Source organism: Brevibacillus sp. AG (genome assembly GCF_028369215.1).
GTDB classification, from domain to species: domain Bacteria; phylum Bacillota; class Bacilli; order Brevibacillales; family Brevibacillaceae; genus Brevibacillus; species Brevibacillus porteri.
This window is the reverse complement of record NZ_JAQMYO010000011.1, coordinates 128,500-152,013: the sequence shown is the minus strand read 5'-3', so window position 1 is coordinate 152,013 and position 23,514 is coordinate 128,500. Positions and strand designations below refer to the sequence as shown.

The following is a 23,514-nucleotide window of genomic DNA, read 5'->3' as shown; positions in this document are numbered from 1 at the left end:
CCTAAACCCTGCTATTCCATTCGAAATACCGGTCCTCTCGCCACGAACGGCAGGTTACTCCCCTTCGGCAGCATGATGGCATGACTACGAGTTACTTTGATCCGATCACATTCCCCATCGGTAATGATCAAAATCGGTCCGTCCTTTGGAAAATCGGTTGCTTTTTCCAGCATGTCAATGCCCGGCTGCAGGATCGTTCCCCCGCGTCCTTTGACTTTGACGCGACCTGCAATGTCCTCGGGAGAAAGGTAGCCCGCATCATGCGCCTGCGCATCGCAAAAGACCACGCGTGCATACGGAACATCTCGTGCTTCACTGTAGCTCGCGATCGCCCCCAATGCTTTGCCGAGCAGCTTGGTATCCATCGAGCCGGATGTATCAATCACGACACCAAACGTGCGTGCCAGCTGATCCGTTTCCCGAAAGCTCCAGGCAGGACGGGCAATGTCAGGTGTAGAGGACTGTCTGCGGCTTGCCCTTGCATACGTGCGACTCTTTTCCAACGGAGGAAAATGCTCGTCAAACCAACGGGCAAGCTGAACATCCCACGGAATAGGCGGTTGCCCCAAGGCGCGAATCTCTTCTACCAAGCCCGCAGGCAAAAGCCCTCTCCCTTTTTCCTGATGGTAGATCAAGCCTTGCGACATCGCATTGCGATAAAAGTCATCCAGCGTCGTTCCCGGACCCTTTTCCCAAAAACGCGGATCGTCGCCATCCAGAATATCGCCCATGCCGATTCCTCGTAAGGTGTAAAGTTTGCGATACGTGCGCATGTCCGTCACGATTCGATCGTAAATCGCCTCTGCCGAGAGTCCCTTCAAGTCTGGGTCGTACAGTCCGCCAATTTGCGGAAAACGTCCCACACCGAGTTCCATCAGCCATTGATTAATCACGTAATCGCAGCTGACATTCCAATAATACGGGTCGCGTCCTTGGCAGCGCTCATGGTGGCGAAGCCCTGCGTGCAATAGCTCGTGTGCCATCACGAATTTGCATTCCTCTTCATCCAAGCCCGCCGCAGGATTGATGAAGATTTCGTTGGATGTGACATCAATGGCTGCCACCGAGATTTGCAGCCGTTGGCAGATCTGTGAATCCTCGATAATCGTGAAATGACTCGCTAAGGAAGCCAGCAATGGATAATGATTGATGAACCAGCGCTTGGCCTTTTGTGCCTCAGACAGCTGGTTCTCTTCATTCCCGAGAGCATCGGAATAGCCGCCCGCTACGCTGACAGCACTTTGCACCGCTTGCGCCAGCCCGATCCCCAAGAGCCTCTCCCACTTCACATCTCGATTGTAGGTGTACCGGACGTATTTATCCGAGAAAAGCATATCTGCCTGTTTTTCCCCGCCCGTTCCAAACAGCTTCAAATGCTCCGGCACCCCATGCTCCACGAACCAGTCATACAGCTCTTCTTCGCTCTTTCCCGATTTATCCAGCTCAAAGGCCATTTCAGCAGGAGGCTTCCCCAGCTTCATGTCTCTCAAAAAACGCGTAATATAACAATCGCATGCGATGTTCCACAAAATCGGCTGCTCTTTTTCCACAAAATGTCCGAAGCCCAAATGCAGCAGCGCATGTGCGAGAACATAAATCCATTCCCCGACTTCCCCTCTGCGCTTCGGATGCGCGTACAAGCTGCCTTCCCGGGTCACGACTACCCAACCGTTATCTGGACAAATACTTCGCTCGGAACGAATAAAGTGCGCTCGCGAGGACAGTGGAGCAAACATCGGGTGATGACTCAAAAAATGTACGGCCTGCTCGTAGTTTTGCGTCGACGGGTCGTTTTTAACTCCTCGGGCCATTGGCTATTTGCCCTTCCTGTCCATGGCCAATCGCGGTAAATCACGAATGACCTCCACAACGAACCAGTCTGGCAATCCGTCGCCATCCTCGTGCCGCGCCACTATCATCTGTGCCATTTCCAGTGAGATGGAAGCGAGCTCCTTCAAGAGAGCTTTCGCTCGGTGCGCAAACCGTTTATGCTGCTCCCCAACAGAGGCTTTATCCGCTGGCAGTTCTTTTTTGATCTGCGAACGGAAAGAATCCGCCAGAAAATACAGGACGTCCCGATCCTCTGGAGCCGTCGGGAAAGAAGCCTCTCCCTCCAAAATACGGTTGAGCTGATATTTGCCTTGAATGTTCTTGTGAAAAGCCCGAAATTGAGCAGCATGCTGGGGCGTCAAGCATCCGTAGGCTAGTACCCCCACCATCTCTGTCGTCAAGTTCTCACCGAATTCATTCAGGGCATCAGATAGCATGTGCCAGGAACGCGGAGTAGAAAACGGTTCCTCGCTCTTCGGTGGCTGCGACCACAAATAGTCCGGACGCACCTCTAAAAATTGCAGCACGTAGGAATGGATGCCGTTGCTGTACGCCCACTTCATCCATTGTTCATACGAGACTAGCAATTGGACATGGAACATCCGGTTGATCAGAGCAGACGACATCGGTTTGACAATCGCGCTATCCTGCGCCCTGTTTCCTGCTCCAATCACAATGGACCCTTCTGGCAGATGATAATCCCCGATTCTCCGCTCATGAATCAGACTGTAAAACGCCTTTTGCACTTCTTGTGAGCATGCATTCAATTCGTCAAGAAACAAGCAGTACGGTTCTTCTCGCGCAATTTGCGCAGGTGGGCAAAATCTGCTTTTCCCATCTACGATCTGTGGGACACCAATAATATCTTCAGGTGCCAGCTGACTACCCAATAACGATACGCAAGGCAGGCCCACCTGCTCGGCAAACGCCTCGACGAGAGACGACTTGCCGATTCCCGGTGCGCCCCAAATAAATACTGGACGAGCCACCGCAACGTTTAGCAGCACATCCATCAGTTGATTTTGCGTGACTTGAATTCCTAGATTCATTTTATATCCTCTCTTGTTTGATTGATTTTTGCAGCAATCTACCTCTTTTCGTAATTGATTTCCATTGACTAGAGCGACCGTCACACCACAAATATTTCCTAATATTACAAGAAGATTGAATAAGGAGCAAGAAAGAAAGACAGCACATGGTAAACCGTACCCGAATAAAAACAATGAAACCGACCAATCTCCTTATGCACCTTATCGGAATAGGATGAAAGGACGTGAAGAAAGAAGGAGGACGTTTCATTTGTCACAAGCAAATATCCCCAACATTACCCCTCTCATTACCATCACACAAAGCCAAATCGCAAACTTGCTACTCGCATCCATCGCATTAGAAGAGCTTGGGTTAAGCCATATCATTAACGCAGAGGCGGAAAAGTTTCAATATGTCCTTGGTACGCTTCCAGGATTAACAGGTCCCCCTGCAACTATTAGTGATTTGCTGAATGTTAATTCTAGTGTAATAAATACGCTCAGAGAGATAACAAAGAAAGAAATTCTGCTGAACAACAAGCTGAATTCCGTATTAACAGCATCGTTTATTGCTAGTCTCACAGGACCAACGGGAGCCACTGGAGTCACTGGTCTACCTGGAGCCACCGGAGCAGATGGAGGTGGAACAGGAACAACAGGGACTACGGGGGCTACTGGCGCGACTGGCGCGACTGGGGTAGGAATAACGGGGGCGACAGGAGTCGGCTTGACCGGGGCCACGGGGGTAACAGGTGCTACAGGTGCTACAGGCGCTACAGGCGCTACAGGAGCCCCGGGTGTAATAGGCGCGACAGGAACTGTTTCCAGTGTTTTCGGCAACTTCTGGCTATCCTCCGCTATCGATATCTCGCCAAATACGATCGTCCCGCTGAATGTGTCGAATGCAGACAATTCACTCGGCTTTTTACTCGCTGGCGGGCAAGTGACCGTACCTGCAAGCGGCATCTATCTCATCAGCTATCGTGTTACTACTGCACAAGCGAGTGAAGTGTCTTTCATTATCAGAAGGAATGGCGCTAATATTACAGCTTCTGCTGGAACTTCAAGCAGTGCGGATAGTGCAGGGGATGGAAATGCATTCGGCATGGTTACCTCTTTCACCCGATTAGTAGCAGGTGACATCGTAGACATATTCCGTACGGGAGGTATCGCAGACCAGTTTTTGCAAAGCTTCGCAGACGGAACGACGACGGTGACTGGCTTCCTCACTTTAGTGAAGATTGCCGATTAATCCAAACATAAATCATTTCGCCACTCGGAGCCGCAGCTACGACTCGATCCTGGCTGTCGTTGCGAGTGAAGCTCTTGCTGCGGACAAGCCTACTTCTCCTCCTTATGTAACATTCCTTTTTTTACCACGTCACATAGGCAAAGGGGGAATATCTAAAGATGAGAAAAATTGTGAAAGTAAGTGGCATCACCCTATTGGTCGCATCATTGATTGGGTGTAGTTCGAATGGTCAATTGGCGACAAGCGGTACAAGTGAGAGCCAGCAACCAGCACCTGCCCAGAAAAGCGAGAATAAAGAAACCCTAAGCTCAAGTCCACGCAGTAGTTCAAGCGCCTTGGCTGATTACGTCATGGAAAAGACATCCGCCCCACCTGCAAACGATATGTACTTCAAAGACTATGGCGCCAATACTTTTGTCTCTACTGCAAAAGATCGCCTATCTACCTTTGCCGCAGATGTGGATACTGGCTCCTACACGATCATGCGCAGTTTTGTTCAAGACGGTACTCTTCCTCCAGCAGAGGCTGTTCGGGTGGAAGAATTCATCAACTATTTTCCAGCAGCTTATCCGGCTCCCACCAATCAAACATTTGCCGTTCAAGTGGATGGCGGCCCCTCTCCTTTTCAGAAAGGCAACCAATTGGTTCGCGTAGGCATCAAAGGAAAGGAAATTGCAGCCGAAGACAGAAAGCCTGCAAACCTCGTCTTTGTCATTGACGTATCTGGCTCGATGAATAGGGAAAACCGATTGGAGCTGGTAAAAAGAAGTCTGAATGTCCTCGTGGATGAGTTACATCCCACAGATTCTGTAGGAATCGTCGTCTATGGATCTGAAGGACGGGTTCTTTTGCCTCCTACCTCTACTGAAAACAAAAACGCGATATTATCTGCAATCGCTGAACTCCAACCCGAAGGCTCCACCAACGCGGAAGAAGGGCTGATGCTCGGCTATAAAATGGCGGCTAAATCCTTCAAGCCCGGCGCTATTAACAGGGTAATTCTTTGCTCCGACGGTGTGGCCAACGTAGGAGAAACAGGAGCCGAGGGCATTTTGCGTTCGATCGAGGACTATGCGCGAAAAGACATTTACTTGAGCACATTTGGCTTTGGCATGGGAAACTATAATGACGTCCTGATGGAGCAGCTTGCGAATAAAGGAGAAGGCAACTACGCCTACATTGATACGTTTTCCGAGGCGCGCCGCATTTTTACGGAATCATTGACGGGCACCCTCCAAACGATCGCTCGTGACGTAAAAATTCAGGTAGAATTCGACCCTAAGAAGGTAGACTCGTATCGCTTGATCGGCTATGAGAACCGCGATGTCCGCGACAAGGATTTTCGTAACGACAAGACAGACGCAGGTGAAATCGGTGCTGGGCACAGCGTGACCGCCCTTTACGAAGTCAAGCTTGCTTCCCCAGCAAAAACAGATCTAGGGACGGTACGGATTCGCTATCACAATATCGTTTCCCAAAAAGTAGAGGAAATTGCCGAGCCCGTACAAGTGCAAAGCGCGCTGTCACCTGAGCTGACGTTCCTGGCTTCCGTTGCCGAGTACGCAGAAATATTGCGGGATAGCCCCTTTTCCGAAAGAAGCTCACTTCCCGACGTACTCAAGCTAGCCGAATCGACAGCCACCGGTGAGGAACAGCTGGAATTTGTCAGCTTGGTCCGCGATAGCATGTCTATTATCCGGAACTAACTCTTCTTCCTTATGTCCTGGTGCTGTTCCTGTACCTCATCCAAATATAAACCATCATTCCAATCGCCGAACCGATTAGCAAAAATGTGATGCCGTAATGACGTATATAGACGACGACTTTGAGCCACTCTTTCTCAAGCGCCTGTCCCAACAGTAAAAAAGTGACACTCCAAAGAAATGCGCCAGCGTAAGCAAAAATAGCGAATCGTCGAAAACCCATTGCGGAGACTCCTGCCAAATAGGCGGTAACATGACGGACGCCAGGCAAAAAATAGCCGATGAGCAACAGGTATGGACCGTACTTGGCAAACAGCTTTTGGGTTGACTCTATTTTTTTCGGCGTAATATGCATGTACGGTCCAACCTTCATAAGCAACGGCAGCCCCCACTTCCACGCGATCGCATAGCTGATTGAAATCCCTACTGCCGCTCCCAAAAAGGCGCTCAGCACCGTTAACGGCATGTGCAAAACACCGCGGGAAACCGCATAGCCAGCGTACGTCATCAGTACCTCATCGGGTATGGGGAGCCCTACAACACCAAGTGTGAGCGAAAAAAAGATGCCGACATATCCATATTTCATCAAAAAAAGATCCAGATGCTGCTCCACGGCTACCTCCAATAATGTTGTCCTACTTCATTGTATTCTCTCCCTATTCTTTGACATTCTGGCTTTTTTACAAAAAATCAGATCAGGGCATATGGTATCCTAAAAAAAGATCTTATTTCCTTTTTCAGGTGACGTCATGAACTATATAGAACAAATAACATGTGCCCTCTCTTTTATCGAAAAGCAGTTAACGGAAAAAGTCACACTCGATGAAGTGGCATCAGCCGCCGGATATTCCAAGTACCATTTTCAACGCTTGTTTTTTCACGTGACAGGAGAAACTGTCGGCCAGTACATTTCGAAGAGACGCTTAACCGAGGCTGCCAAAGCGCTGTCGCTGGAACAAAAGAGCGTGACGGAGAGCGCCTTTACATACGGCTTTGATTCTCACGAAGCCTTTACTCGTGCCTTTACCAAACGCTTTGGTCTGCCTCCTTCTGCGCTTCGTCGATCTGGAAAAATGCCGAGATACATGATGTTGGAGCGCATGGAGTTACCGTATTTGGAAAATATTCAGCGGCAGTCCATTGATCCCATCTATGTCCCTTCCCACGAAGCACTGCATCTCGTAGGGTACTCTCAAGCTACTTGTTCGTTACAAGATATCATCCATTGCTGGAACCAATTGGGGCAGACAATCGACGTGCAGCCAAATCAAAAGCGTTATGGTGTCTTACGCTACCCCGATGCTTTTGGGCTGGAGCTGAGCTTTTCTTATTTTGCTGCCATGCAAACTCCGGAGCATGATGGCACAGACGGACTGGAATCACTCACACTGCCTCCATCTAGTTATCTAGTGTTCCCTCACAAAGGACCGGTGCAAAATATCAAGCTGACGTATCAATACATTTACGGGAGCTGGATGACACACGCATCCGACCAGCTTTATGCCCGCTACGATTTTGAATATTACGATCATCGCTTTCTCGGATATGACCATCCTGATTCGCTTTGCTTCATTTATATACCCGTTCTGGCCAGAGAATAGTCGGTAGCGGTTCGCATTTTCGATCAAGTTTTCCTCGTTTTCCTGTCGTACGCTGGACGTGTGAAAAGGAGTGAATCGAATGAAAGAACTAATCGATTTGACAGCAACGGAGATGGGCACTTGGATTCGCGAGCGTAAAATAAGCGCCGAGGAAGCTACCCGACATATCTTTAAACGAATCGACTTCCTCAATGGCAAAGTGAACGCCATCGTCGCTTCTGACGAAAAGTCTGCGATCGAAGCCGCCAAACAAGCAGACAAAGAAATAGGGGAAGGTATCTATCGCGGACCTCTTCACGGGGTACCAATCACAATCAAAGATTCTTTTGCCACAGCAGGACTCGCCACTACTTCTGGCTTCACACCTCTCAAAGGCTATATTCCGCAACACGACGCGGCAGTCGTCCGCAGACTGAAGCAGGCAGGAGCCATCATCCTGGGCAAAACGAATGTCCCTCCTCTTCTGATGGACATGCAAACAGACAATGATATTTACGGTCGGACGAATAATCCATGGAATCTGGAGAGAACAACAGGCGGTAGCAGCGGAGGATCGGCAGCCGCAGTTGCTGCCGGGCTTTCCTATTTGGATATTGGCAGTGACATTGGCGGTTCATTGCGTGTTCCCGCTCATTTCTGTGGCGTACTTAGCTTGAAGCCGACAGAAGGAGCCGTTCCGGCAGCAGGACACATGCCAGGCTTTGAAGGAATGTCTGATTATACCTCGTCTCGTCATCTGGCCTGTTATGGCCCTGTAGCCCGTTCGATCGAAGACCTGGAAGTGGCGTTTTCCATCATTAGTGGTGGAAACGGCAACGCTGGCTTGCCTCATGGACCACAAGTCTTGCCCCCTCCCCTCAAGGAGCAGCCCCTGCACATTCGCTGGATGGAAGAGCTGCCCGGCTACCCGACGAGTCGAGCCATTCGCGATCAGTTGCGTCGCTTCGTCAAAATGCTGGAGCAACAAGGCATGCGCGTAGAACAAGTGACGGCACCACCTTTGGATGTACGCAAGACTTGGGAAACATGGGGAAAAATGATCGACGCGGAGTTAAACTCTACGACGCCTTCGATTCTTCGCGGTTTGGCTCATCTCATGACGATGCCGATTTATCGCCAAATTCCCTCCGCTACCATGCTCATCCCGCTGACGTTCAAAAACTACATGCGTGTCTTAACCATTCGGGAGCAGCTCATTCGCAGCTTTGAGCAATTCATGGCTGACTGTGACTTGTTCTTGTGTCCGGTTAGCTGCACGACAGCTTTCCCCCATATGGCAAAATCGAGAACGTGGGGTAACAAGACTCTTTACACCAAACCGCTGTACGTAGACGAGAACCCGCAAAACTACTGGGCCGCTACGACTTTTTATACGAGTCTGTTTAATGTCACCGGAAGCCCTGTCGTGACGATGCCGATCGGTTTTGATGAGCAAGGTCTTCCTATTGGTATACAGTGTGTGGGCAAGCGATGGCGTGATAGGGAATTGCTACAGGGAGCGTCGAAATTGTATGCGACCTGCCCAGAGTGGCGGGCGCCTGAAATTTCTGTGGAGCCGCATTACGAATAAATATTCCAGCCCAACTTGCATAAAGCCCCTTTCCTATGAAGAAAACTACCAGTGCGAACCCCATTTCTGGTAATGAGGAGGGGCTTTATGCTTCCATTATTGAAAAAGCGCCTGATACTAATCGTTTCCCTGCTTTGCATGACGCTTTACCTGTCCGGCCTGTCATTTGCAAAAGAGACCACAACCGCTCCATCTGTCCAACAGTCACCTCTCTTTCAAACGAAGTCATTTCTTCAATCGCAGGAGAGACTCGCCTACTCGCTCGGCATACAAGCATACATCTACGGCTATCCATTAGTGATGTCCGCCATAACGATGGAAGCCATGGTCAAAAATCGGTCGCCGATTAACCAGTTTTACTATGCGGACACACTCGCTTCCCCAGCTTATCGAGATATCGTGACGCCAAACTCCGATACATTGTATATGAGCGCATGGCTGGATTTGTCAGAGACGCCCGTCCGATTGACTGTCCCCGCCAATCCGCAAAACCGCTACTATACCGTGCAAATGCTGGATGCCTACACGAATACGTTTCGCAATGTCTCCAATCGTTCCACCAAACAGCAGGCCGGACAATATATCATTGCAAGCCCACAATGGAAAGGGCCTACCCCTGCCCATATACCTGTGATCTACGCCCCTACGAATACCGTCTGGCTCATTGGCCGTGTCGAGGTAAAGGGTGAAGCTGATTTGTCGCAGGCTGTCTCGTTTGAAAAACAAATCGCGATTGCCCCTGTCCACCCAAAATTGCAAACGGCACATGCTCCCGAAACGCTTCCCCCTGATGTGTTGTCATCCCTTTCCTTTTTTCAAGTCATGACGAAATGGATCCAGAGCAATCCTCCACCCGAATGTGATCGTGTCTTGCTCGATCAATTCACACAAGCCGGGATCGATGTCCAAAAAGGCTTTGATCCTTCCACGCTCGGTCCAGCCAAACTTGCGGGCCTACAGCGTGCCTTACAGGATGCCCCGTCCATCGTGCAAAATGGCTTTCCCGGCTACGCCACCTTCCGTAATGGATGGGGCTCCTTTTCCCCCATCGGCACATATGGAAACCAGTTTCTCGCTCGTTCCTTTATCGCCTATTCCGGTATTGGAGCCAATGTGCCGAGCGAGGAAGCCTATTATCGTGCATTGACAGATGGATCAGGAAAACCTCTTACAGGAGTCAAAAGCTATAGGCTGCATTTTACAAAGGAACAGCTTCCCAAGACGTCTGCATTCTGGTCGATTAACGTCTATGACAACCAGCTGTTTTTAGCCAAAACAGCGGCCGATCGCGCATCCGTTCGCAGCAATACAGGAACGCTTGCGTACAATCCGGATGGCTCCCTCGATCTGTATTTGCAACAGCAACCGCCCAAAGGCAAGGAAGGCAACTGGCTCCCGCTCCCTGAAGGCGAGTTCAATCTCGTTTTGCGAGTATTTGCACCGGAGCCTGCAACGCTGGACAAACAGCACGCTTGGCCCGCTGTCATGGAAAGCAATCCACTCCCATAACACAACGAAAAAGGCACCGCCCCATCGTGAGCAGTGCCTTCTGTATTAAGTCTGTTACTTCTTCAAATCTTCAATGGAGTTGATCTCCATGTAAGCTGGAACGGCCAATCCGAGCTTGGTTCCTTGCAGGTTCGGACCGAGGTCCTCCACGTCTTTCCCCAGCTTTTCCATGTAGTCTGCGTGCGTGGTTGGCAGCCACGCTGCTACCATCCCATCCACATCGCCGTTCGATACACCGACCCACATTGGGCCAGCTTCTACTTGGCTCAGCTCTACTTTATATTTCAGCTTTTGCTCTAATACAGTCTTCACCACATTCGTGCTGGCGATCTCAGAATCCCACGCGACGTAGGCGAGCGTCAATTTTTTGCCTTCAGCAGGCTGAATGCCTTCTACCCACTTGTTGACGGTAGCCTCATTGTTTTTCACCCATTCGGCTGCTGCCTCTTCCGGCTTTTTGCCGCTCTCGATATCGAGCATCACTTTTTCCATGTCCGCAGGTGTCCACGAAAACTTGTCAAGGAATGCATACGCGCTTGGGTGCTCCTCCTTCAGTCCTTTGCGAATGATGGTATGAATCTGTTCATCCTTACCGAAAGTGCCTTTCGGGTCTTCGAGGTATTTCATCTCAAACTTGGAGAACATCCAGTGAGGTGTCCAGCCAGTCACGATAATCGGCTTTTTGTCTTTGTAGGCTTGTGTCAGAGCTGCCGTCATCGCTGCACTGGAGCCCTCCACCAGTTCCCAATCTTTCAGATCGTAGTCTTTCATGGCTTTTTCCGTTGCTTTCATCAGACCAGCGCCAGGATCGATTCCGATAATTTTATGATCCACTTGTGCTCCAACGCTATTTGGTGCAGACGTACCCGTGTTACCCTCGGCAGGCTGATTTCCCTGCGGTGTTCCCGCGTTTGAACATCCTGCCATCACCATACTGAGTCCGAGTGCGACTGCCAGCCCTTTCAAGGTGCCTTTTTTCATTTTCATGAAAACCCCTCCTACGCGTTTTTTCTCTTTCCAACACTTTGCGTGAGACGATCCAGCAGAATCGCTAAAATAACGATGGCCAGACCCGCCTCAAAACCTTCACCGATCTTGATCTGTGTTACAGCACGATACACGTCCGCCCCCAAACCTTTCGCCCCAATCATGGAGGCAATCACGACCATGGACAGTGCGAGCATAATGCTCTGGTTAATCCCTGCCATCATTGTCGTCTTGGCAATCGGCAGCTGTACCTTCGTCAGTTTTTGCCAGTAGGTAGAACCGAACGCTTCAGAAGCCTCGATCAGATCGGCAGGAACTTGACGAATTCCCAGGTTGGTCAGACGGATCGTCGGTGGCATCGCAAAAATGACAGAAGCGATAACCCCCGGTACTTTACCGAGTCCGAAGAAAAAGATGGCGGGAATCAAGTACACAAACGCTGGCATTGTCTGCATGAAATCAAGCAGCGGTGTAACGACCTTTTGCACAGAATCATTCTTCGCGCACCAGACACCGACGGGAATCCCGATAATCACCGAGATCAACCCTGCCGTCAATACCAGTGCAAGTGTTTCCATTGAATGCTCCCAATAACCCAGATTCTGAATCAGAAGAAGTCCAATGAAGGTAAAAAGAGCAATTGCCACTTTGCCAGCGCGATACGCCAGCAGCGTAAACAAGATGATCAGGGCCCAAAAAGGGATTCCTGTTAGAATCCACGAAAACAAGTCAACGGTTCCACCGATTCCAGCTGATATGAAGTCGAACAAGAAGCCCAAATTCTCTTCCAGTCCATCTACAATCGTTTCTACCCAACTGTCGAGCGGCAGCTTCGGAAAAAGTTGGTTTTGACTCATGATGGATTCACCTGCCCCTCTTCATTCGTTGGCTCTGGAACTTGTTGATTAACTTTTCCTGCCAACCCACCCAAGACGGCTCCTTTTACAATCACGCCCAGGAGACGGTTTTGTTCTCCTATAACCGCCACGGGAATATCCGAAAACGCAACAAGGTCAAACATCTCATTGAGAAGCGTCTGCGGTCCGACAGTCGGTACCTCGGTTCGCAACACGGATTCCAGCGACTGTCCTGCTTCCTTGGCTCCGTTTACTGCGTCTGCCGTCAGCACTCCTAACAATGTTTTTCGTTTATCCACCACGTACAGACTGGATACGCCGCGGTCTCGCATCAGTTGCAATGCGACGCGAGGTCCTTTGTCCAGTGTGATCGTTTCCGCACGCTTCATGACATTTTCAGCGGACAACACCTTGGAACGATCTACATCCTCTACAAAGCGTTCTACGTATTCATTTGCCGGATTCGTCATGATCTCTTCCGGTGAGCCGATCTGCACGATCGCACCGTCTTTCATCAGGGCGATCCGATCCCCGATCTTCAATGCTTCGTCCAGATCATGCGTAATGAAAATAATGGTCTTCTGCATGGTGCTTTGCAGTTCCAACAGTTCATCCTGCATGTCCTTGCGAATCAACGGGTCCAAGGCACTGAAGGCCTCATCCATCAACAGCACATCGGGTTCATTCGCGAGTGCCCGAGCCAGCCCCACACGTTGCTGCATCCCGCCACTCAACTGATCCGGGTAGCTTGCTTCCCAACCACCGAGTCCGACGAGTTCGAGTGACTTTTTCGCTTTGGCCTCTCTCTCAGCTTTTGGCATCCCTTGAATCTCCAGACCGTACTCCGCATTTTCAAGCACCGTCCTGTGAGGGAACAAGGCAAACTTTTGAAATACCATACCCAGCTTCTTTCTTCTTACTTCCTGTAACTGCTCCGTGTTCATACTGACGATATCCGTACCGTCAATCAGGATTCTGCCTTCTGTTGGCTCAATCAACCGGTTCAACAATCGAACCAAGGTCGACTTCCCGCTTCCCGAAAGCCCCATGATGACGAATATCTCGCCTGCATGCACCTCAAAACTCGCTTGATTCACCCCAAGGGTAAGACCCGTTTCCTTCAAAATTTCTTGCTTGGTCTTCCCCTGCTTCACCTGGGACAATGCGCGTTGGGGTTGGCGTCCAAAGATTTTGGTCAAATTCTCTACTTTGATCTTGGGCATATGGTCACCTCCAACTTTTACGCCCGGCATCCGGACTTTTCTTTACCCTTACAATTGTAACCAGCCAATTTTTTTACCTCAAACTGGATGAGGCAGGATAATCGGGCATTTTCAGCGTTCAGAAAAAACTTTACGTACTTTACTTCCTGTATTCTCAGTTTATCGCGTATATACTGTACAATATCTCCATTTACTTTTTGCTTTTGGAGACGTACAATTCTAGTCAGGTTACTATGACTAGAGGAGCTGCTTTTTTCAAAATGGATACCAATCAAGAAAAAATCCTCGAAAAAGCTCAGGAACGCGTGATTGAAACGCTAGCTCGCAACATGGATCTGTATGGAATTACCATGTCAACGGGACTGCTGTATGGCACATTGCTCTTTCAGGACAAGTCAATGACACTCGATGAGATGGGCGAAGCACTGGGCATGAGCAAAACCAGCATGAGCACTGGCGTCCGCACATTGATGGAATTAAATATGGTAGAAAAGATATGGAAAAAAGGGACACGGAAGGATCATTACGAGGTCAATCTGGATTGGTACCAGAACTTCATCGACCTCTTTTCCGTGAAGTGGCGACACGCCTGTGAACATAATGTACACGCCTTGAAAAAGTCGCTCCTTGAGCTTCGTGCTCTCCAGCAATCCGAAGAGCTTACGGAAGAAGTCAGGGAACGTGTTGACCTTAGTATCAAGCGCATTGAAAATGGGTTGGAATATTATCTGTGGCTATCCCGTTTGATCGACTCCTTCGAATCACATGATATCTTTCAGTTTGTACCGAAAAAGGAAAATGAATCATAAGAAGTTCGTAATCGAAAAAGACTCGTTCCTTACCTGCCGATATGTAAGGAATGAGTCTTTTTTGTGGTACAATTATCCAGAGCAGTTTTCATGCTCTTCTATGATGAAAGGAGTGGTCAGTTATGAAAAAGGACATGAATCGACGTTCTTATAAAGCTGTGCGTGTACCAAACAACCAAAAAGGGGAACACCAACACTAACCCCCTTTCACCTAGGAGGAATTGGATTGATTCGAAAAACAGCTCTACTGATTATTGATGCGCAAGTGGGAATTATAGAGGGACAATTTGGTCCTGTTTATCAGCCGGCTACACTTGTCCAAACATTGAAAAAAGTACGGGAAGACGCCTACAGCAAGGATATTCCTGTTCTGTACGTTCAGGATGATGATGTCGGAGAAGTCGGTTCAGACGACAATGCCATCCACCCTGAGATCGCACCTCTGCCATCAGAAACGGTGATTCGAAAACTAGCGACAGACTCGTTTCACGGAACAGATCTGCACGAAAAACTACAAGCACTCGGGATTAACCACCTTGTCATCACGGGGTGCAAAACCGAGTATTGTATCGACAGTGCCTGCCGCAAAGCGACGACACTCGGCTATGATGTGACGCTCGTCAAAGACGGACACTCTACGTCGGACAACGAAGTGCTGTCTGCGGAACAGATCATCGCCCATCACAATACATGCCTGCATGGATTGGGAAATATTGAGCCATTTATTTTGGTACGGGAATCAACGGAGGATGTCTTCGCCCCTACCCATGATTCTTACCGATAAAACGTTTTGCTGAACTTCTCGAAACCGTCTTTTCAGGCGGTTTCTTGTTTTGTCCTGCTAGGATTGAACTTTGCTATTATAGAAGAAACGAATCTGCCTATCGAAGGAGAAACCATGTCGACTACGATTGCTATACCAAGATTGGGCGTAGGAGCTGTCATCCTAAACGACAAGAATGAGATTTTACTGGTTTTACGAAACAGAGATCCAGAGAAGAATACGTGGAGCATTCCCGGGGGAAAAGTTGATCCCTATGAACAACTAGAGACGAGTGTCATCCGTGAAATCAAAGAAGAAGTTAATCTCGATGTCGAGGTAAAAGCCCTCTTATGCACAGCAGAAACCATCCGTCCGGAAAATGGCGAGCATTGGGTTTCGGTCATTTACGAAGTCACGATCTTGAGTGGAGAAGCACGTAATTTAGAGGAAGACGGGGCTATTGGAGACATGCGCTGGTTTTCGCTCGATGCACTTCCTTCGAATCTAGCTTGCTTCGCCGTACCAGCTATCGAGCATTTGCAGAACCGGAACCGATCATGAAAAGAAAAACGGACAGATGCCCATGTGGCCTGTCCATTTTTTCGTAAAGAAGATTACTTCCCTTTTTGGATAATCTCTTGCACTCTCCCCACTTGTCCATCCGTCAAACGAACCTTGATTCCATGTGGATGTGTACTGGAGTTCGTCAGGATATCCTTTACAATCCCACGGGTGCGCTTGCCAGTGCGTTGGTCCTGTTTCAATACAATATCGACTTCGAGTCCTGCTACGATGTCTTTTCGGTTTTTTCCGTTCATTTTCCCTTCTCCTTTTTTCGTTCTGTGTCCCACCTATGATATAATCGACAAACAAATCCATCTCACCGGAGGAATCCATGCTTACTTTTGAAGAAAAACTAGCGATTATTGAATCTTTTCCACAACTGACTCGGAATGACGTCTCCCTGAAACGGGTTAATTTTCATTATGAGGAAAGCCTTCATGACAAAAAGACCGTGGTCTATCATCTGCATCCGAACGGCAACGGGTTTGTGTTTGCCGCGTTTTTGAAGGGCTACCAAAAAGACGACAAGGGCTATGTCAACATCCGTGATTTCTCGGCGGACGAGCTGCGCAAGGTAGTCGAGGCTTCGATCCAATCCCTCTCTATCAAGCGTGAACCAGCGCCAAAAGCGACTGGTGAAGCTGAACAATTGGAGCAAACATGGGTCGACAAGCAAAACCGCACGCTCTTGCTGCAACAGGAAGACGCGCTGTGGAACGTATACCACGGGATGAACCTGGAAGCTTCCTTTGAGTCGTACGTGGAAGCAGAGCAATATCTGATTGAAGAAGGATTTTCCCTGCAACAATAAGCCCTTCCTTCTCCCTGCTACATGTACCATACCAAATTGTAGATGTTTTGATCAAACTGGCGCAAGCGACCGACTGCTTGCGCCATCCCAACACAGGGGGACGGTACGACATGATGAAGTACAGAGATACGCTTCTTACGAATATCCATAAACAGATTGAGACGTGGTACGACCAGGAGGTTCCCGTCTCTCATGATGATCTGTATCGCTTTCTCCATTCGTTAAAGGGGACAGCCGGGACGATTGGATTGATCGACTTGTCTGATCTGTCTCAGCTTCTCTTGGAACAAATGGACGACATGCCTGCCAAGAACTGGCCGACGAGTGAATGGCGAGCGTTTTTGCAAGAGCTGATCACTTTATGCTGCGAGAAGCGACCCGAACAGGAAGTTTTTATCGAGAACCCCACTCTTCACCGGGACTCCCCTTGTGAGCAACAGCCTTTGCTCCTCATCCTGGATGATGACGTCACCCTGCTTATGTATCTAAAAGAATATTTAGAAAAACGCAATTGGTCTGTCATCGCAACGGTCTATCCTCATAAGGCTCTCGACTATTTTCACGACATGAACCCTGACTGCTTCATTCTGGATTTGAACATCCCGGAAACGGACGGCTTCCAAGTGATGCAGACAATTAGCGAAAAAATAAAGAAGCAATACGTTCCTACGACCATTATCAGCATCGATTGCGAACGGGAGACCCGTTTGAATGCCTATCGTTTGGGCGCAGATGACGTCATGTGCAAACCGCTTGATATGGAAGAGCTAGTCGTACGCCTCGAACGCCAGCTTCGCCGGAAGCGCTGGATGAACAGCATCTTGTTTTTGGACGAGCTCACGGGTGTCAACAATCGCAATTCTTTTGTTGATACGTACCAACGGCTTCTTTCTGATGCCCATCGGACCAACACCCCCTTCTCACTGGCATTTTTAGATATCGATTTTTTCAAAGGGGTCAATGATACATACGGTCATCTGATTGGCGACGAGGTGCTGACTCGTTTTGCTGCTTTCATCGGGCAGAGCGCCGAAAAGCACGATGTATTATTTCGGTACGGCGGAGAGGAATTTATCCTGCTGATGCCGCGTACGACTGTACAGACAGGAAAGATGCGCCTGGAGCAGATACTCTCTGCTTTTTGTTCGCTCACGTTCGAAGCTCCTGAAGGAACGTTTTCTTTGAGCTTTTCCGGTGGAATCGTACAAGTAGAAGATCCTCATAAACCGCATACGTATTGGGTAGAAGCTGCGGACACTGCTTTGTACGCTGCCAAAAATGCAGGGCGGCGCCGGATTGAAACCGCTCAAATCACAGAAACGTATGACTCCCCTAAGGTAAAACTGAAGGTCGCCATTATTGATGACGATCCGATGATTCGCGTGATGCTTGCCGATTCCATCAAAACCAGTTTTGACGGTTGGATACACGTCGACATCCAGACTTACGAAGAAGGAGCAGCTTTCTTTGACTCCACCTGGCATCAGGGACACGAACCCTATCTCGTTATTTTAGACGGGATGATGCCACAGATGGATGGCCTCGAGGTTCTCCAGAAAATCCGTAATTTGCCAAATGCCAAGAAATATACGGTGATTATGCTAACAGGTCGTACAGAAGAGCAAGACATTGTCCGTGCCCTTCAGCTCGGTGCTGACGACTATATGACCAAGCCATTCCGTACACGCGAACTGGAGGCTCGCATCAAGCGACTGGTTAAGCGAATGTTGTAAGGAGGTAGTGAGATGGCAACGATTATGCTGGCCGAAGACGAAGCCGTGTTGCGCATGTTGATTGGCGACACGCTCGAAGACGAGGGACATGAGCTCGATATCGCTTGCGATGGAGAGGAAGCCCTGCAAAAAATCGGTCAAAATGAGTACGACTTGATTATTTTAGATTATATGATGCCCAAGCTGACAGGCTTTGAAGTATTACAGCAGCTCAAGCAGATGGACGACAAAAAGGCAGTGAAGGTCCTGATCCTCTCGGCAAAAAGTCAACATGCCGAACAGGAAAAAATGCGTGCAGCTGGTGCTGATGACTTCATGCCGAAGCCCTTTAGCCCGATGGATCTTGTCCGGAAAGTGGAGGAAATGCTCGCATGACCGGGTTCTGGGCGATTTTCAGAAAAAGCATCACTCGTCGCTTCATGGCGATGATGCTTCTCTTTCTGTCACTGTTAATTGCGGGCGCTGGCATCGTTCAAGATTTGAATAGCAACGCATTAACCCATTATCAGACGGAGATATACAATACCAAGGAAAAACAAAATTTGGTCGCAGACATCGCTGAGCACACGAACCAGATCTTTTTTCGCGCAAGGGGTTATTACGCTTTCTTGAGCCCATCTGAGTACAATGAGCTATTTCTTGAGAAAAAGAAGCTGGAACAAGCGCTGGATAAATTTAAGAAGCTTCCGCTCAATGATGAGGAGCAAGCGCTTGTCGCTTCGATCGAATCTTTCTTCACGAACTTTTTCGCCAATGTGTTTCCTACTTTTTCGAGTTATGCAAAGAACGGAGACTTTGAATCCCTGCGAAAAGCTTCGGCCAGTGGCGTGAATCAGGAAGTGAACAACCTGCTTAAATACGCCGGGCGGTATCAGGAAGAGCACGATCAGCTTTTATATACGAAAAACCAACTACTGTTCGAAGAGTTGTCACAGCTAAGCACCTGGTTTCTCGTGTACTCGCTGATGGTGCTGGTGATCATGGTAATAGTCACCATTCAAACTACGCGGGATATCGGCAGGCCGTTGGTTCGTCTATCCCAAAATGCTGAACAGTTCGCTAATGGCGGTACACCTCTTTTGCAGGATTTGAACAGAATTGACGAAATCGGTAGACTCTCCCGCTCCCTCGACTATTTGATCAGGCAAATTCAAGCCAAAGAAGAAGTGCTCATGGCGCAAAACGAAGAGCTGCAAGCCCAGCAGGATGAACTGATGATGCAGCAAGAAGAGTTGCAAGAAGCATTGGGCAAGATGGAGGAAAACGAACGGTACTTGGAAAAGAAAAACCGTTTCATCCTCTCTTTGTCGAATACGCTGGATAAAAGCGAGCTACTGTCCAGTATCATTCGCAATATAACTGAAGTCATGGATGCCGATAAAGGTGTTATCGTCATGTTGAATACTGACAGGGACGCAGCTAGCTTTGGCGTTTCGCAGAATGGTCTGGAGCAATTGCGCAATGGATTGGATGATGGTCCGTTCGTACGAATCAGGGAAACGGGCCTGCCATATGTCCTGATGCGTAAAAGCACTGACGCTGAGCGCGGCTACACGGAGGAAATGTCACAAACATTTGAGCTTTACCTCCCAGTGCTAGATGCCCAGCAGACAATCGTTGCATGTATCATCTGCTCCCGTATCGGTCGAAAATTCACGAATCAGGAGCTACAAGTCATCATCGGCATCGCCAAGCAGATTTCCTTGGCACTCGACAAGCTCGCGATGTATGAGGAGACAGAGCGGCAGCGTAAAATGACGCAGGATATGCTCGATTCTGTTCAAGAAGGCATTCAGCTTATTGATCTGAGTGGAGAAACACTTCAGGTGAACTGGAATTTTTGTGAGCTCTTGTGTTACGACCATCAGCTCGCTTCGCAAGGATTTGACTTGGAACAGTTCCTTTCCCATCTACAGAGTCAAACCTCTGAGCCTGATCGGCTGATTCAGTATGTCAGATCTGTCGTTTTAGACGAAGGTGCTATTCCTTCAGGCAGTATTGTGTTTCAGATGACCGGACCGCAAGTACGCTATATTCAGCTCTATGCAGAGCCACTGTACCGGAACCAAGAGAAATGGAGTACCTTGCTCGTTTACCGTGACTTCACCAAGGAATACGAGATCGACCAAATGAAATCGGAATTCGTCAGTACGGTCAGCCATGAGCTGCGTACTCCTCTCGCCAGTGTGCTCGGCTTTGCGGAGCTGCTGTTAACGAAAGAACTCAAGCCCGAACGTCAACAGCGGTACATAGCGACCATTTATCAAGAAGCGACCCGCCTGACTGCGCTAATCAACGATTTCTTGGATTTGCAGCGCATGGAATCCGGCAGACAGACGTATGAGCTAGAGAACGTTGCGATTGATCAAGTGATTCGAGATATTTTCGGACTTTATCGAGTCCAGTCCCCTCTCCATCGATTCGAACTCGATTTGCAAACGGAGCAAACCGTTGTTTATGGAGACCAAGCCAAGCTGCGTCAAATATTTATGAATCTGATCAGTAATGCCGTCAAATACTCCCCGCAGGGCGGCCATGTCCGGGTGAGCTGTCGACAAGATGGGAATCGCTTGCTCGTAGTGGTCCAGGATGAAGGGCTAGGTATTCCTTCCGAAGCTATCCCTCACCTGTTTACCAAATTTTACCGTGTAGATAACTCGGATCGCCGCGAGATCGGCGGTACAGGACTGGGTCTCGCTATTGTTCGGGAGATCGTCCATATGCACCATGGTGAAGTTGCCGTTACGTCCGAATCGGGCAAGGGTAGTACATTTACAGTTACCCTTCCGCTGGCTGAGCACGATTTGTCCCCCAGCTATCTAGCAGGGACGGAGGAGGTAGTCTCTCCAACTAGTCAATGCAATGGAAGCGTTGTGATCATCGAAGACGATTTGAACTTAACCGAGCTGTTGCGTGATGAGTTGACGAGCTCTGGATTCCGTGTCAATTCCTTCTCTACGGCGACTGAAGCAGTAGCAGCAATCGAGGAGCTGCGACCGGATGCTGTCGTACTTGACCTTATCTTGAAGGACGGCGAGAGTGGTTGGAAGGTCATTGAGGAAATACGCAAAAACCCGGATTTACGGACCATTCCGATCGTGATCTCCAGTGCTTTTGAGGAAAAGAAAAAGGCATTTGATCTGGGGGCAACCGGCTATCTGATCAAGCCTTATCATCCAGATACCTTGTCTAAAGCGATTTTGCTGGCCATCACGAATCAAGAAGCAACGGGACAAATCTTCATTCCCGATGAACAGTAAAGTTGTCAATGGACAAAAGAGGTTGCGGCTATGCAAGTGCGGCCTCTTTATTTTTACCTTCTACCAAAGAAAATCTTGGTATATTCATGCGCTTTCCATCACACATTAATAGAGGTTACTTTGTGCACTTTTGCCCTGCAAAGGAGGAGTTCATGTGTATTTCTCAAAAAAAGCAATCGTTCCAATCGAAGAAGAGGAAACAGATGTATGGACGTGCAGTAACGAGGGCTGTACGTGCTGGATGAGAGATAACTTTTCCTTTGATAAGAGCCCGAGCTGCCCCTTTTGCCATTCTAATATGGTAAAAGACACGCGCATGCTGCCGGTCTTAACCAATCACAGCAGCAGGCGGAACTCTTGAGCGCTTCTTTTCTTTTTTCTTGCGGGTACTCTTCCTCTTCTCTACAATAAATTCATGACGTACGAATGTTAGAGGAGTATGCCCATGAACCGAAAAGAGATGGAAGATCAAGTGATTCAAGCCTATCAGCGCGACGAGGGCATGATGATTCTCGTTTTTGCCCAATGGTGTGTGAATCACGGTCTAGATGCACGCGAATTATACCGCCGCGCTTATCCCGCTCAAGGGGAAAATACGTTACTCGCTCAAATGCTGGACAATACCGTACCCAAAGAAGAAGCAGAGGACATTCCTGATGCGACTCTCCTTGGTGTATTGTCACTGTTTGGCAATGACGATTTGGCGTTTGTGGTCAGTGAGACCATCGATGAAATGAAAAAGAATCCGAAATAATGTATGAAAGCCATACTCGTGCGAAAGCTACGCGCGCGGGTGTGGCTTTCTTTCTTTTTTCCCTTTCCAAAAACTCCCCTCCCCTGTCCAAATACGAATCAAAGAAAACTTTATTATCATAAAAACCATTCACAGTTTATTGTTTGAGCGACAACGTCAGCCGACAAACGATGAAATGGAGAATATCGAAATGTATACAGATTCAAAAATCTTGAAATCTCTGTTTTACATCCAGCTCTTCTCAAGTTTTCTCGTTGTAGTCGGTCATTTCACGGCTTCTGCCCTTTCTTTCACAGATCCGTTTTGGATCGTGGCCCTCAATCAGATCAGTCGCTACGGCACTGTCCTGTTGACGATCGCCACCGGTTATTTGACTGCTTATTCTTTAGAAGCCAAGAGCCCTACTGCTCGCGAGTTTTTTTCAGGGAAACTTCTGTATATTTTTGTTCCCTATTTAGTATCTGGTGTCCTGTACCATTACTTGTTGAAAAAAGGGATGCCTCATACTGCCCAGGACTTTACGAACATTGTTTTAGGCAAAACGGGTGACCATCTGTACTTTGTGTTTATGATTTGCCAGTATTATATTTTTGCTTATCTGTTTCGCCGTGTGATCACCAAGCGCAACATTTTGTATGTCATTTGGATTTTGCTCGGTATTCAGTACGTGTACATCAACTTTATCCATCAGGGCTGGTTCGGGCTTACCACGCGTCATATGCTCCCGAGCTGGATTTTTACCCTGTACATGGGGCACGTGTTGTATTGGTACCGTGAATCGATCCTTTCCTTTTTGCGAAACAACCGCTCCATCTTGACGCTGATGACGGGTGTTTCCACTGCGGCTGCGATGTTTTTTGTTGTCTCAAACAAGCTGTATGTGGCTGTCCATTTGACTTTTGTCTTCGCCACGCTTCTGTCGTTTCTCGTGCTCATGGTCTTCTTTCTGGAACGCGTCGATCGTTTGCACATCAAGTTTCGAAAAGGGCTGACGTATTTTATTTTCTTGTTCCACTCTGCTTTTTTGATCATGTTCAAAGATTATCTGTTTGAAAAATACGGCGAGGTCGCTTGGCTGTTTGAAAACACGTGGTACTCGCTGCTGTACTTGCTCGTAATTATCGGGTGCAGTTGTTTGTTGGCGCTCATGCTGGTCTGGCTGGTAAACAAACTGGAGCGTATCTCCAAAACCATACGACAAACACACAGGCAGCTTCACGCTAGCAAATAAACAGCTTTTTCACAAAAAAATGACCTATT

General features: G+C 48.6%; 22 protein-coding genes. 15 read left to right on the top strand and 7 right to left on the bottom strand.

The annotated features are described in order from the left end of the window. Nucleotides 1–11: 11 nt before the first annotated feature. Nucleotides 12–1,811 (bottom strand): vWA domain-containing protein, encoded by a 1,800-nt coding sequence (locus POF51_RS25645; protein WP_069852921.1) that lies wholly within the window; start codon nt 1,809–1,811, stop codon nt 12–14. A gap of 3 nt (nt 1,812–1,814) precedes the next feature. Next, on the bottom strand, nt 1,815–2,879 hold the full coding sequence (locus POF51_RS25640) for an AAA family ATPase (RefSeq protein WP_017251865.1): 1,065 nt from the start codon (nt 2,877–2,879) through the stop codon (nt 1,815–1,817). Nucleotides 2,880–3,129: 250 nt separating this feature from the next. Here POF51_RS25640 and POF51_RS25635 point away from each other — a divergent pair, with 250 nt between their 5' ends. Together POF51_RS25635 and POF51_RS25630 are read left to right on the top strand one after the other, a co-directional pair. After that, on the top strand, nt 3,130–4,110 hold the full coding sequence (locus POF51_RS25635) for a hypothetical protein (RefSeq protein WP_069852924.1): 981 nt from the start codon (nt 3,130–3,132) through the stop codon (nt 4,108–4,110). Between the two features lie 158 nt (nt 4,111–4,268). Continuing rightward, on the top strand, nt 4,269–5,816 hold the full coding sequence (locus POF51_RS25630; RefSeq protein ID WP_069852926.1) for a vWA domain-containing protein: 1,548 nt from the start codon (nt 4,269–4,271) through the stop codon (nt 5,814–5,816). Between the two features lie 10 nt (nt 5,817–5,826). Here POF51_RS25630 and POF51_RS25625 read toward each other — a convergent pair whose 3' ends face one another. Next, nucleotides 5,827–6,438, bottom strand: coding sequence for a DedA family protein (locus POF51_RS25625; RefSeq protein WP_069852928.1), 612 nt, complete (start codon nt 6,436–6,438; stop codon nt 5,827–5,829). Nucleotides 6,439–6,562: 124 nt separating this feature from the next. Between POF51_RS25625 and POF51_RS25620 the strand changes: the two genes are divergently transcribed. The 3 genes from POF51_RS25620 (at nt 6,563) to POF51_RS25610 (ending at nt 10,493) form a co-directional block, all read left to right on the top strand. Then, on the top strand, nt 6,563–7,414 hold the full coding sequence (locus POF51_RS25620) for a helix-turn-helix domain-containing protein (protein ID WP_069852930.1): 852 nt from the start codon (nt 6,563–6,565) through the stop codon (nt 7,412–7,414). Nucleotides 7,415–7,493: 79 nt separating this feature from the next. After that, nucleotides 7,494–8,984 (top strand): amidase, encoded by a 1,491-nt coding sequence (locus POF51_RS25615; RefSeq protein WP_069852933.1) that lies wholly within the window; start codon nt 7,494–7,496, stop codon nt 8,982–8,984. Between the two features lie 87 nt (nt 8,985–9,071). Further along, a complete protein-coding gene (locus POF51_RS25610) occupies nt 9,072–10,493 on the top strand; it encodes a DUF1254 domain-containing protein (protein ID WP_069852935.1) in 1,422 nt (473 codons plus the stop codon). A gap of 54 nt (nt 10,494–10,547) precedes the next feature. Here the strand turns inward: POF51_RS25610 and POF51_RS25605 are convergent, their stop codons facing one another. Genes POF51_RS25605 through POF51_RS25595 form a run of 3 tightly spaced genes read right to left on the bottom strand, consistent with a single transcriptional unit; the run spans nt 10,548 to nt 13,560 of the window. Next, nucleotides 10,548–11,474 (bottom strand): glycine betaine ABC transporter substrate-binding protein, encoded by a 927-nt coding sequence (locus tag POF51_RS25605; protein WP_069852966.1) that lies wholly within the window; start codon nt 11,472–11,474, stop codon nt 10,548–10,550. A gap of 17 nt (nt 11,475–11,491) precedes the next feature. Then, a complete protein-coding gene (locus tag POF51_RS25600; protein ID WP_017251873.1) occupies nt 11,492–12,337 on the bottom strand; it encodes an ABC transporter permease in 846 nt (281 codons plus the stop codon). Beyond that, nucleotides 12,334–13,560, bottom strand: coding sequence for a quaternary amine ABC transporter ATP-binding protein (locus POF51_RS25595; protein ID WP_017251874.1), 1,227 nt, complete (start codon nt 13,558–13,560; stop codon nt 12,334–12,336). The genes POF51_RS25600 and POF51_RS25595 overlap by 4 nt, the downstream gene beginning before the upstream one ends. 260 nt (nt 13,561–13,820) lie before the next feature. Here POF51_RS25595 and POF51_RS25590 point away from each other — a divergent pair, with 260 nt between their 5' ends. The 3 genes from POF51_RS25590 to POF51_RS25580 all read left to right on the top strand — a co-directional run bounded on the left by POF51_RS25590 (nt 13,821) and on the right by POF51_RS25580 (nt 15,693). Beyond that, nucleotides 13,821–14,369 (top strand): GbsR/MarR family transcriptional regulator, encoded by a 549-nt coding sequence (locus POF51_RS25590; protein ID WP_069852940.1) that lies wholly within the window; start codon nt 13,821–13,823, stop codon nt 14,367–14,369. A 226-nt stretch (nt 14,370–14,595) separates the two neighbouring features. Continuing rightward, nucleotides 14,596–15,153: a cysteine hydrolase family protein gene (locus POF51_RS25585; protein WP_069852944.1), complete on the top strand. Its 558-nt coding sequence runs from the start codon at nt 14,596–14,598 to the stop codon at nt 15,151–15,153. Nucleotides 15,154–15,267: 114 nt separating this feature from the next. Then, nucleotides 15,268–15,693, top strand: a complete 426-nt coding sequence (locus tag POF51_RS25580; RefSeq protein WP_069852946.1) for an NUDIX hydrolase — start codon at nt 15,268–15,270, stop codon at nt 15,691–15,693. 53 nt (nt 15,694–15,746) lie between these two features. Here the strand turns inward: POF51_RS25580 and POF51_RS25575 are convergent, their stop codons facing one another. Then, nucleotides 15,747–15,950, bottom strand: a complete 204-nt coding sequence (locus POF51_RS25575; RefSeq protein WP_069852949.1) for a YwbE family protein — start codon at nt 15,948–15,950, stop codon at nt 15,747–15,749. Between the two features lie 77 nt (nt 15,951–16,027). On the opposite strand from POF51_RS25575, the gene POF51_RS25570 reads away from it, so the two are divergent. The 7 genes from POF51_RS25570 (at nt 16,028) to POF51_RS25540 (ending at nt 23,485) form a co-directional block, all read left to right on the top strand. Then, nucleotides 16,028–16,507, top strand: a complete 480-nt coding sequence (locus tag POF51_RS25570) for a hypothetical protein (protein WP_017251880.1) — start codon at nt 16,028–16,030, stop codon at nt 16,505–16,507. Between the two features lie 110 nt (nt 16,508–16,617). Continuing rightward, nucleotides 16,618–18,240: a GGDEF domain-containing response regulator gene (locus POF51_RS25565; RefSeq protein WP_069852952.1), complete on the top strand. Its 1,623-nt coding sequence runs from the start codon at nt 16,618–16,620 to the stop codon at nt 18,238–18,240. 12 nt (nt 18,241–18,252) lie between these two features. Continuing rightward, complete coding sequence (locus tag POF51_RS25560) at nt 18,253–18,615, top strand: response regulator transcription factor (RefSeq protein ID WP_069852954.1); 363 nt, start codon at nt 18,253–18,255, stop codon at nt 18,613–18,615. Further along, the gene (locus POF51_RS25555; protein WP_069852955.1) at nt 18,612–21,500 is read left to right on the top strand and encodes an ATP-binding protein; all 2,889 of its coding nucleotides are present in this window, start codon (nt 18,612–18,614) and stop codon (nt 21,498–21,500) included. The genes POF51_RS25560 and POF51_RS25555 overlap by 4 nt, the downstream gene beginning before the upstream one ends. Nucleotides 21,501–21,654: 154 nt before the next feature. After that, nucleotides 21,655–21,861: a cold-shock protein gene (locus POF51_RS25550; protein ID WP_083261758.1), complete on the top strand. Its 207-nt coding sequence runs from the start codon at nt 21,655–21,657 to the stop codon at nt 21,859–21,861. A gap of 84 nt (nt 21,862–21,945) precedes the next feature. Beyond that, complete coding sequence (locus POF51_RS25545; RefSeq protein ID WP_016741286.1) at nt 21,946–22,254, top strand: hypothetical protein; 309 nt, start codon at nt 21,946–21,948, stop codon at nt 22,252–22,254. Nucleotides 22,255–22,444: 190 nt separating this feature from the next. Beyond that, a complete protein-coding gene (locus POF51_RS25540; protein ID WP_069852956.1) occupies nt 22,445–23,485 on the top strand; it encodes an acyltransferase family protein in 1,041 nt (346 codons plus the stop codon). Nucleotides 23,486–23,514 lie beyond the last annotated feature (29 nt).

Coding starts and splice junctions, on each gene's coding strand:
- POF51_RS25645 (WP_069852921.1), bottom strand. CDS start 1,811: ATGGCCCGAGGAGTTAAAAACGACCCGTCGACGCAAAACTACGAGCAG.
- POF51_RS25640 (WP_017251865.1), bottom strand. CDS start 2,879: ATGAATCTAGGAATTCAAGTCACGCAAAATCAACTGATGGATGTGCTG.
- POF51_RS25630 (WP_069852926.1), top strand. CDS start 4,269: ATGAGAAAAATTGTGAAAGTAAGTGGCATCACCCTATTGGTCGCATCA.
- POF51_RS25620 (WP_069852930.1), top strand. CDS start 6,563: ATGAACTATATAGAACAAATAACATGTGCCCTCTCTTTTATCGAAAAG.
- POF51_RS25615 (WP_069852933.1), top strand. CDS start 7,494: ATGAAAGAACTAATCGATTTGACAGCAACGGAGATGGGCACTTGGATT.
- POF51_RS25610 (WP_069852935.1), top strand. CDS start 9,072: ATGCTTCCATTATTGAAAAAGCGCCTGATACTAATCGTTTCCCTGCTT.
- POF51_RS25605 (WP_069852966.1), bottom strand. CDS start 11,474: ATGAAAAAAGGCACCTTGAAAGGGCTGGCAGTCGCACTCGGACTCAGT.
- POF51_RS25600 (WP_017251873.1), bottom strand. CDS start 12,337: ATGAGTCAAAACCAACTTTTTCCGAAGCTGCCGCTCGACAGTTGGGTA.
- POF51_RS25595 (WP_017251874.1), bottom strand. CDS start 13,560: ATGCCCAAGATCAAAGTAGAGAATTTGACCAAAATCTTTGGACGCCAA.
- POF51_RS25590 (WP_069852940.1), top strand. CDS start 13,821: ATGGATACCAATCAAGAAAAAATCCTCGAAAAAGCTCAGGAACGCGTG.
- POF51_RS25580 (WP_069852946.1), top strand. CDS start 15,268: ATGTCGACTACGATTGCTATACCAAGATTGGGCGTAGGAGCTGTCATC.
- POF51_RS25575 (WP_069852949.1), bottom strand. CDS start 15,950: ATGAACGGAAAAAACCGAAAAGACATCGTAGCAGGACTCGAAGTCGAT.
- POF51_RS25570 (WP_017251880.1), top strand. CDS start 16,028: ATGCTTACTTTTGAAGAAAAACTAGCGATTATTGAATCTTTTCCACAA.
- POF51_RS25565 (WP_069852952.1), top strand. CDS start 16,618: ATGATGAAGTACAGAGATACGCTTCTTACGAATATCCATAAACAGATT.
- POF51_RS25560 (WP_069852954.1), top strand. CDS start 18,253: ATGGCAACGATTATGCTGGCCGAAGACGAAGCCGTGTTGCGCATGTTG.
- POF51_RS25555 (WP_069852955.1), top strand. CDS start 18,612: ATGACCGGGTTCTGGGCGATTTTCAGAAAAAGCATCACTCGTCGCTTC.
- POF51_RS25545 (WP_016741286.1), top strand. CDS start 21,946: ATGAACCGAAAAGAGATGGAAGATCAAGTGATTCAAGCCTATCAGCGC.
- POF51_RS25540 (WP_069852956.1), top strand. CDS start 22,445: ATGTATACAGATTCAAAAATCTTGAAATCTCTGTTTTACATCCAGCTC.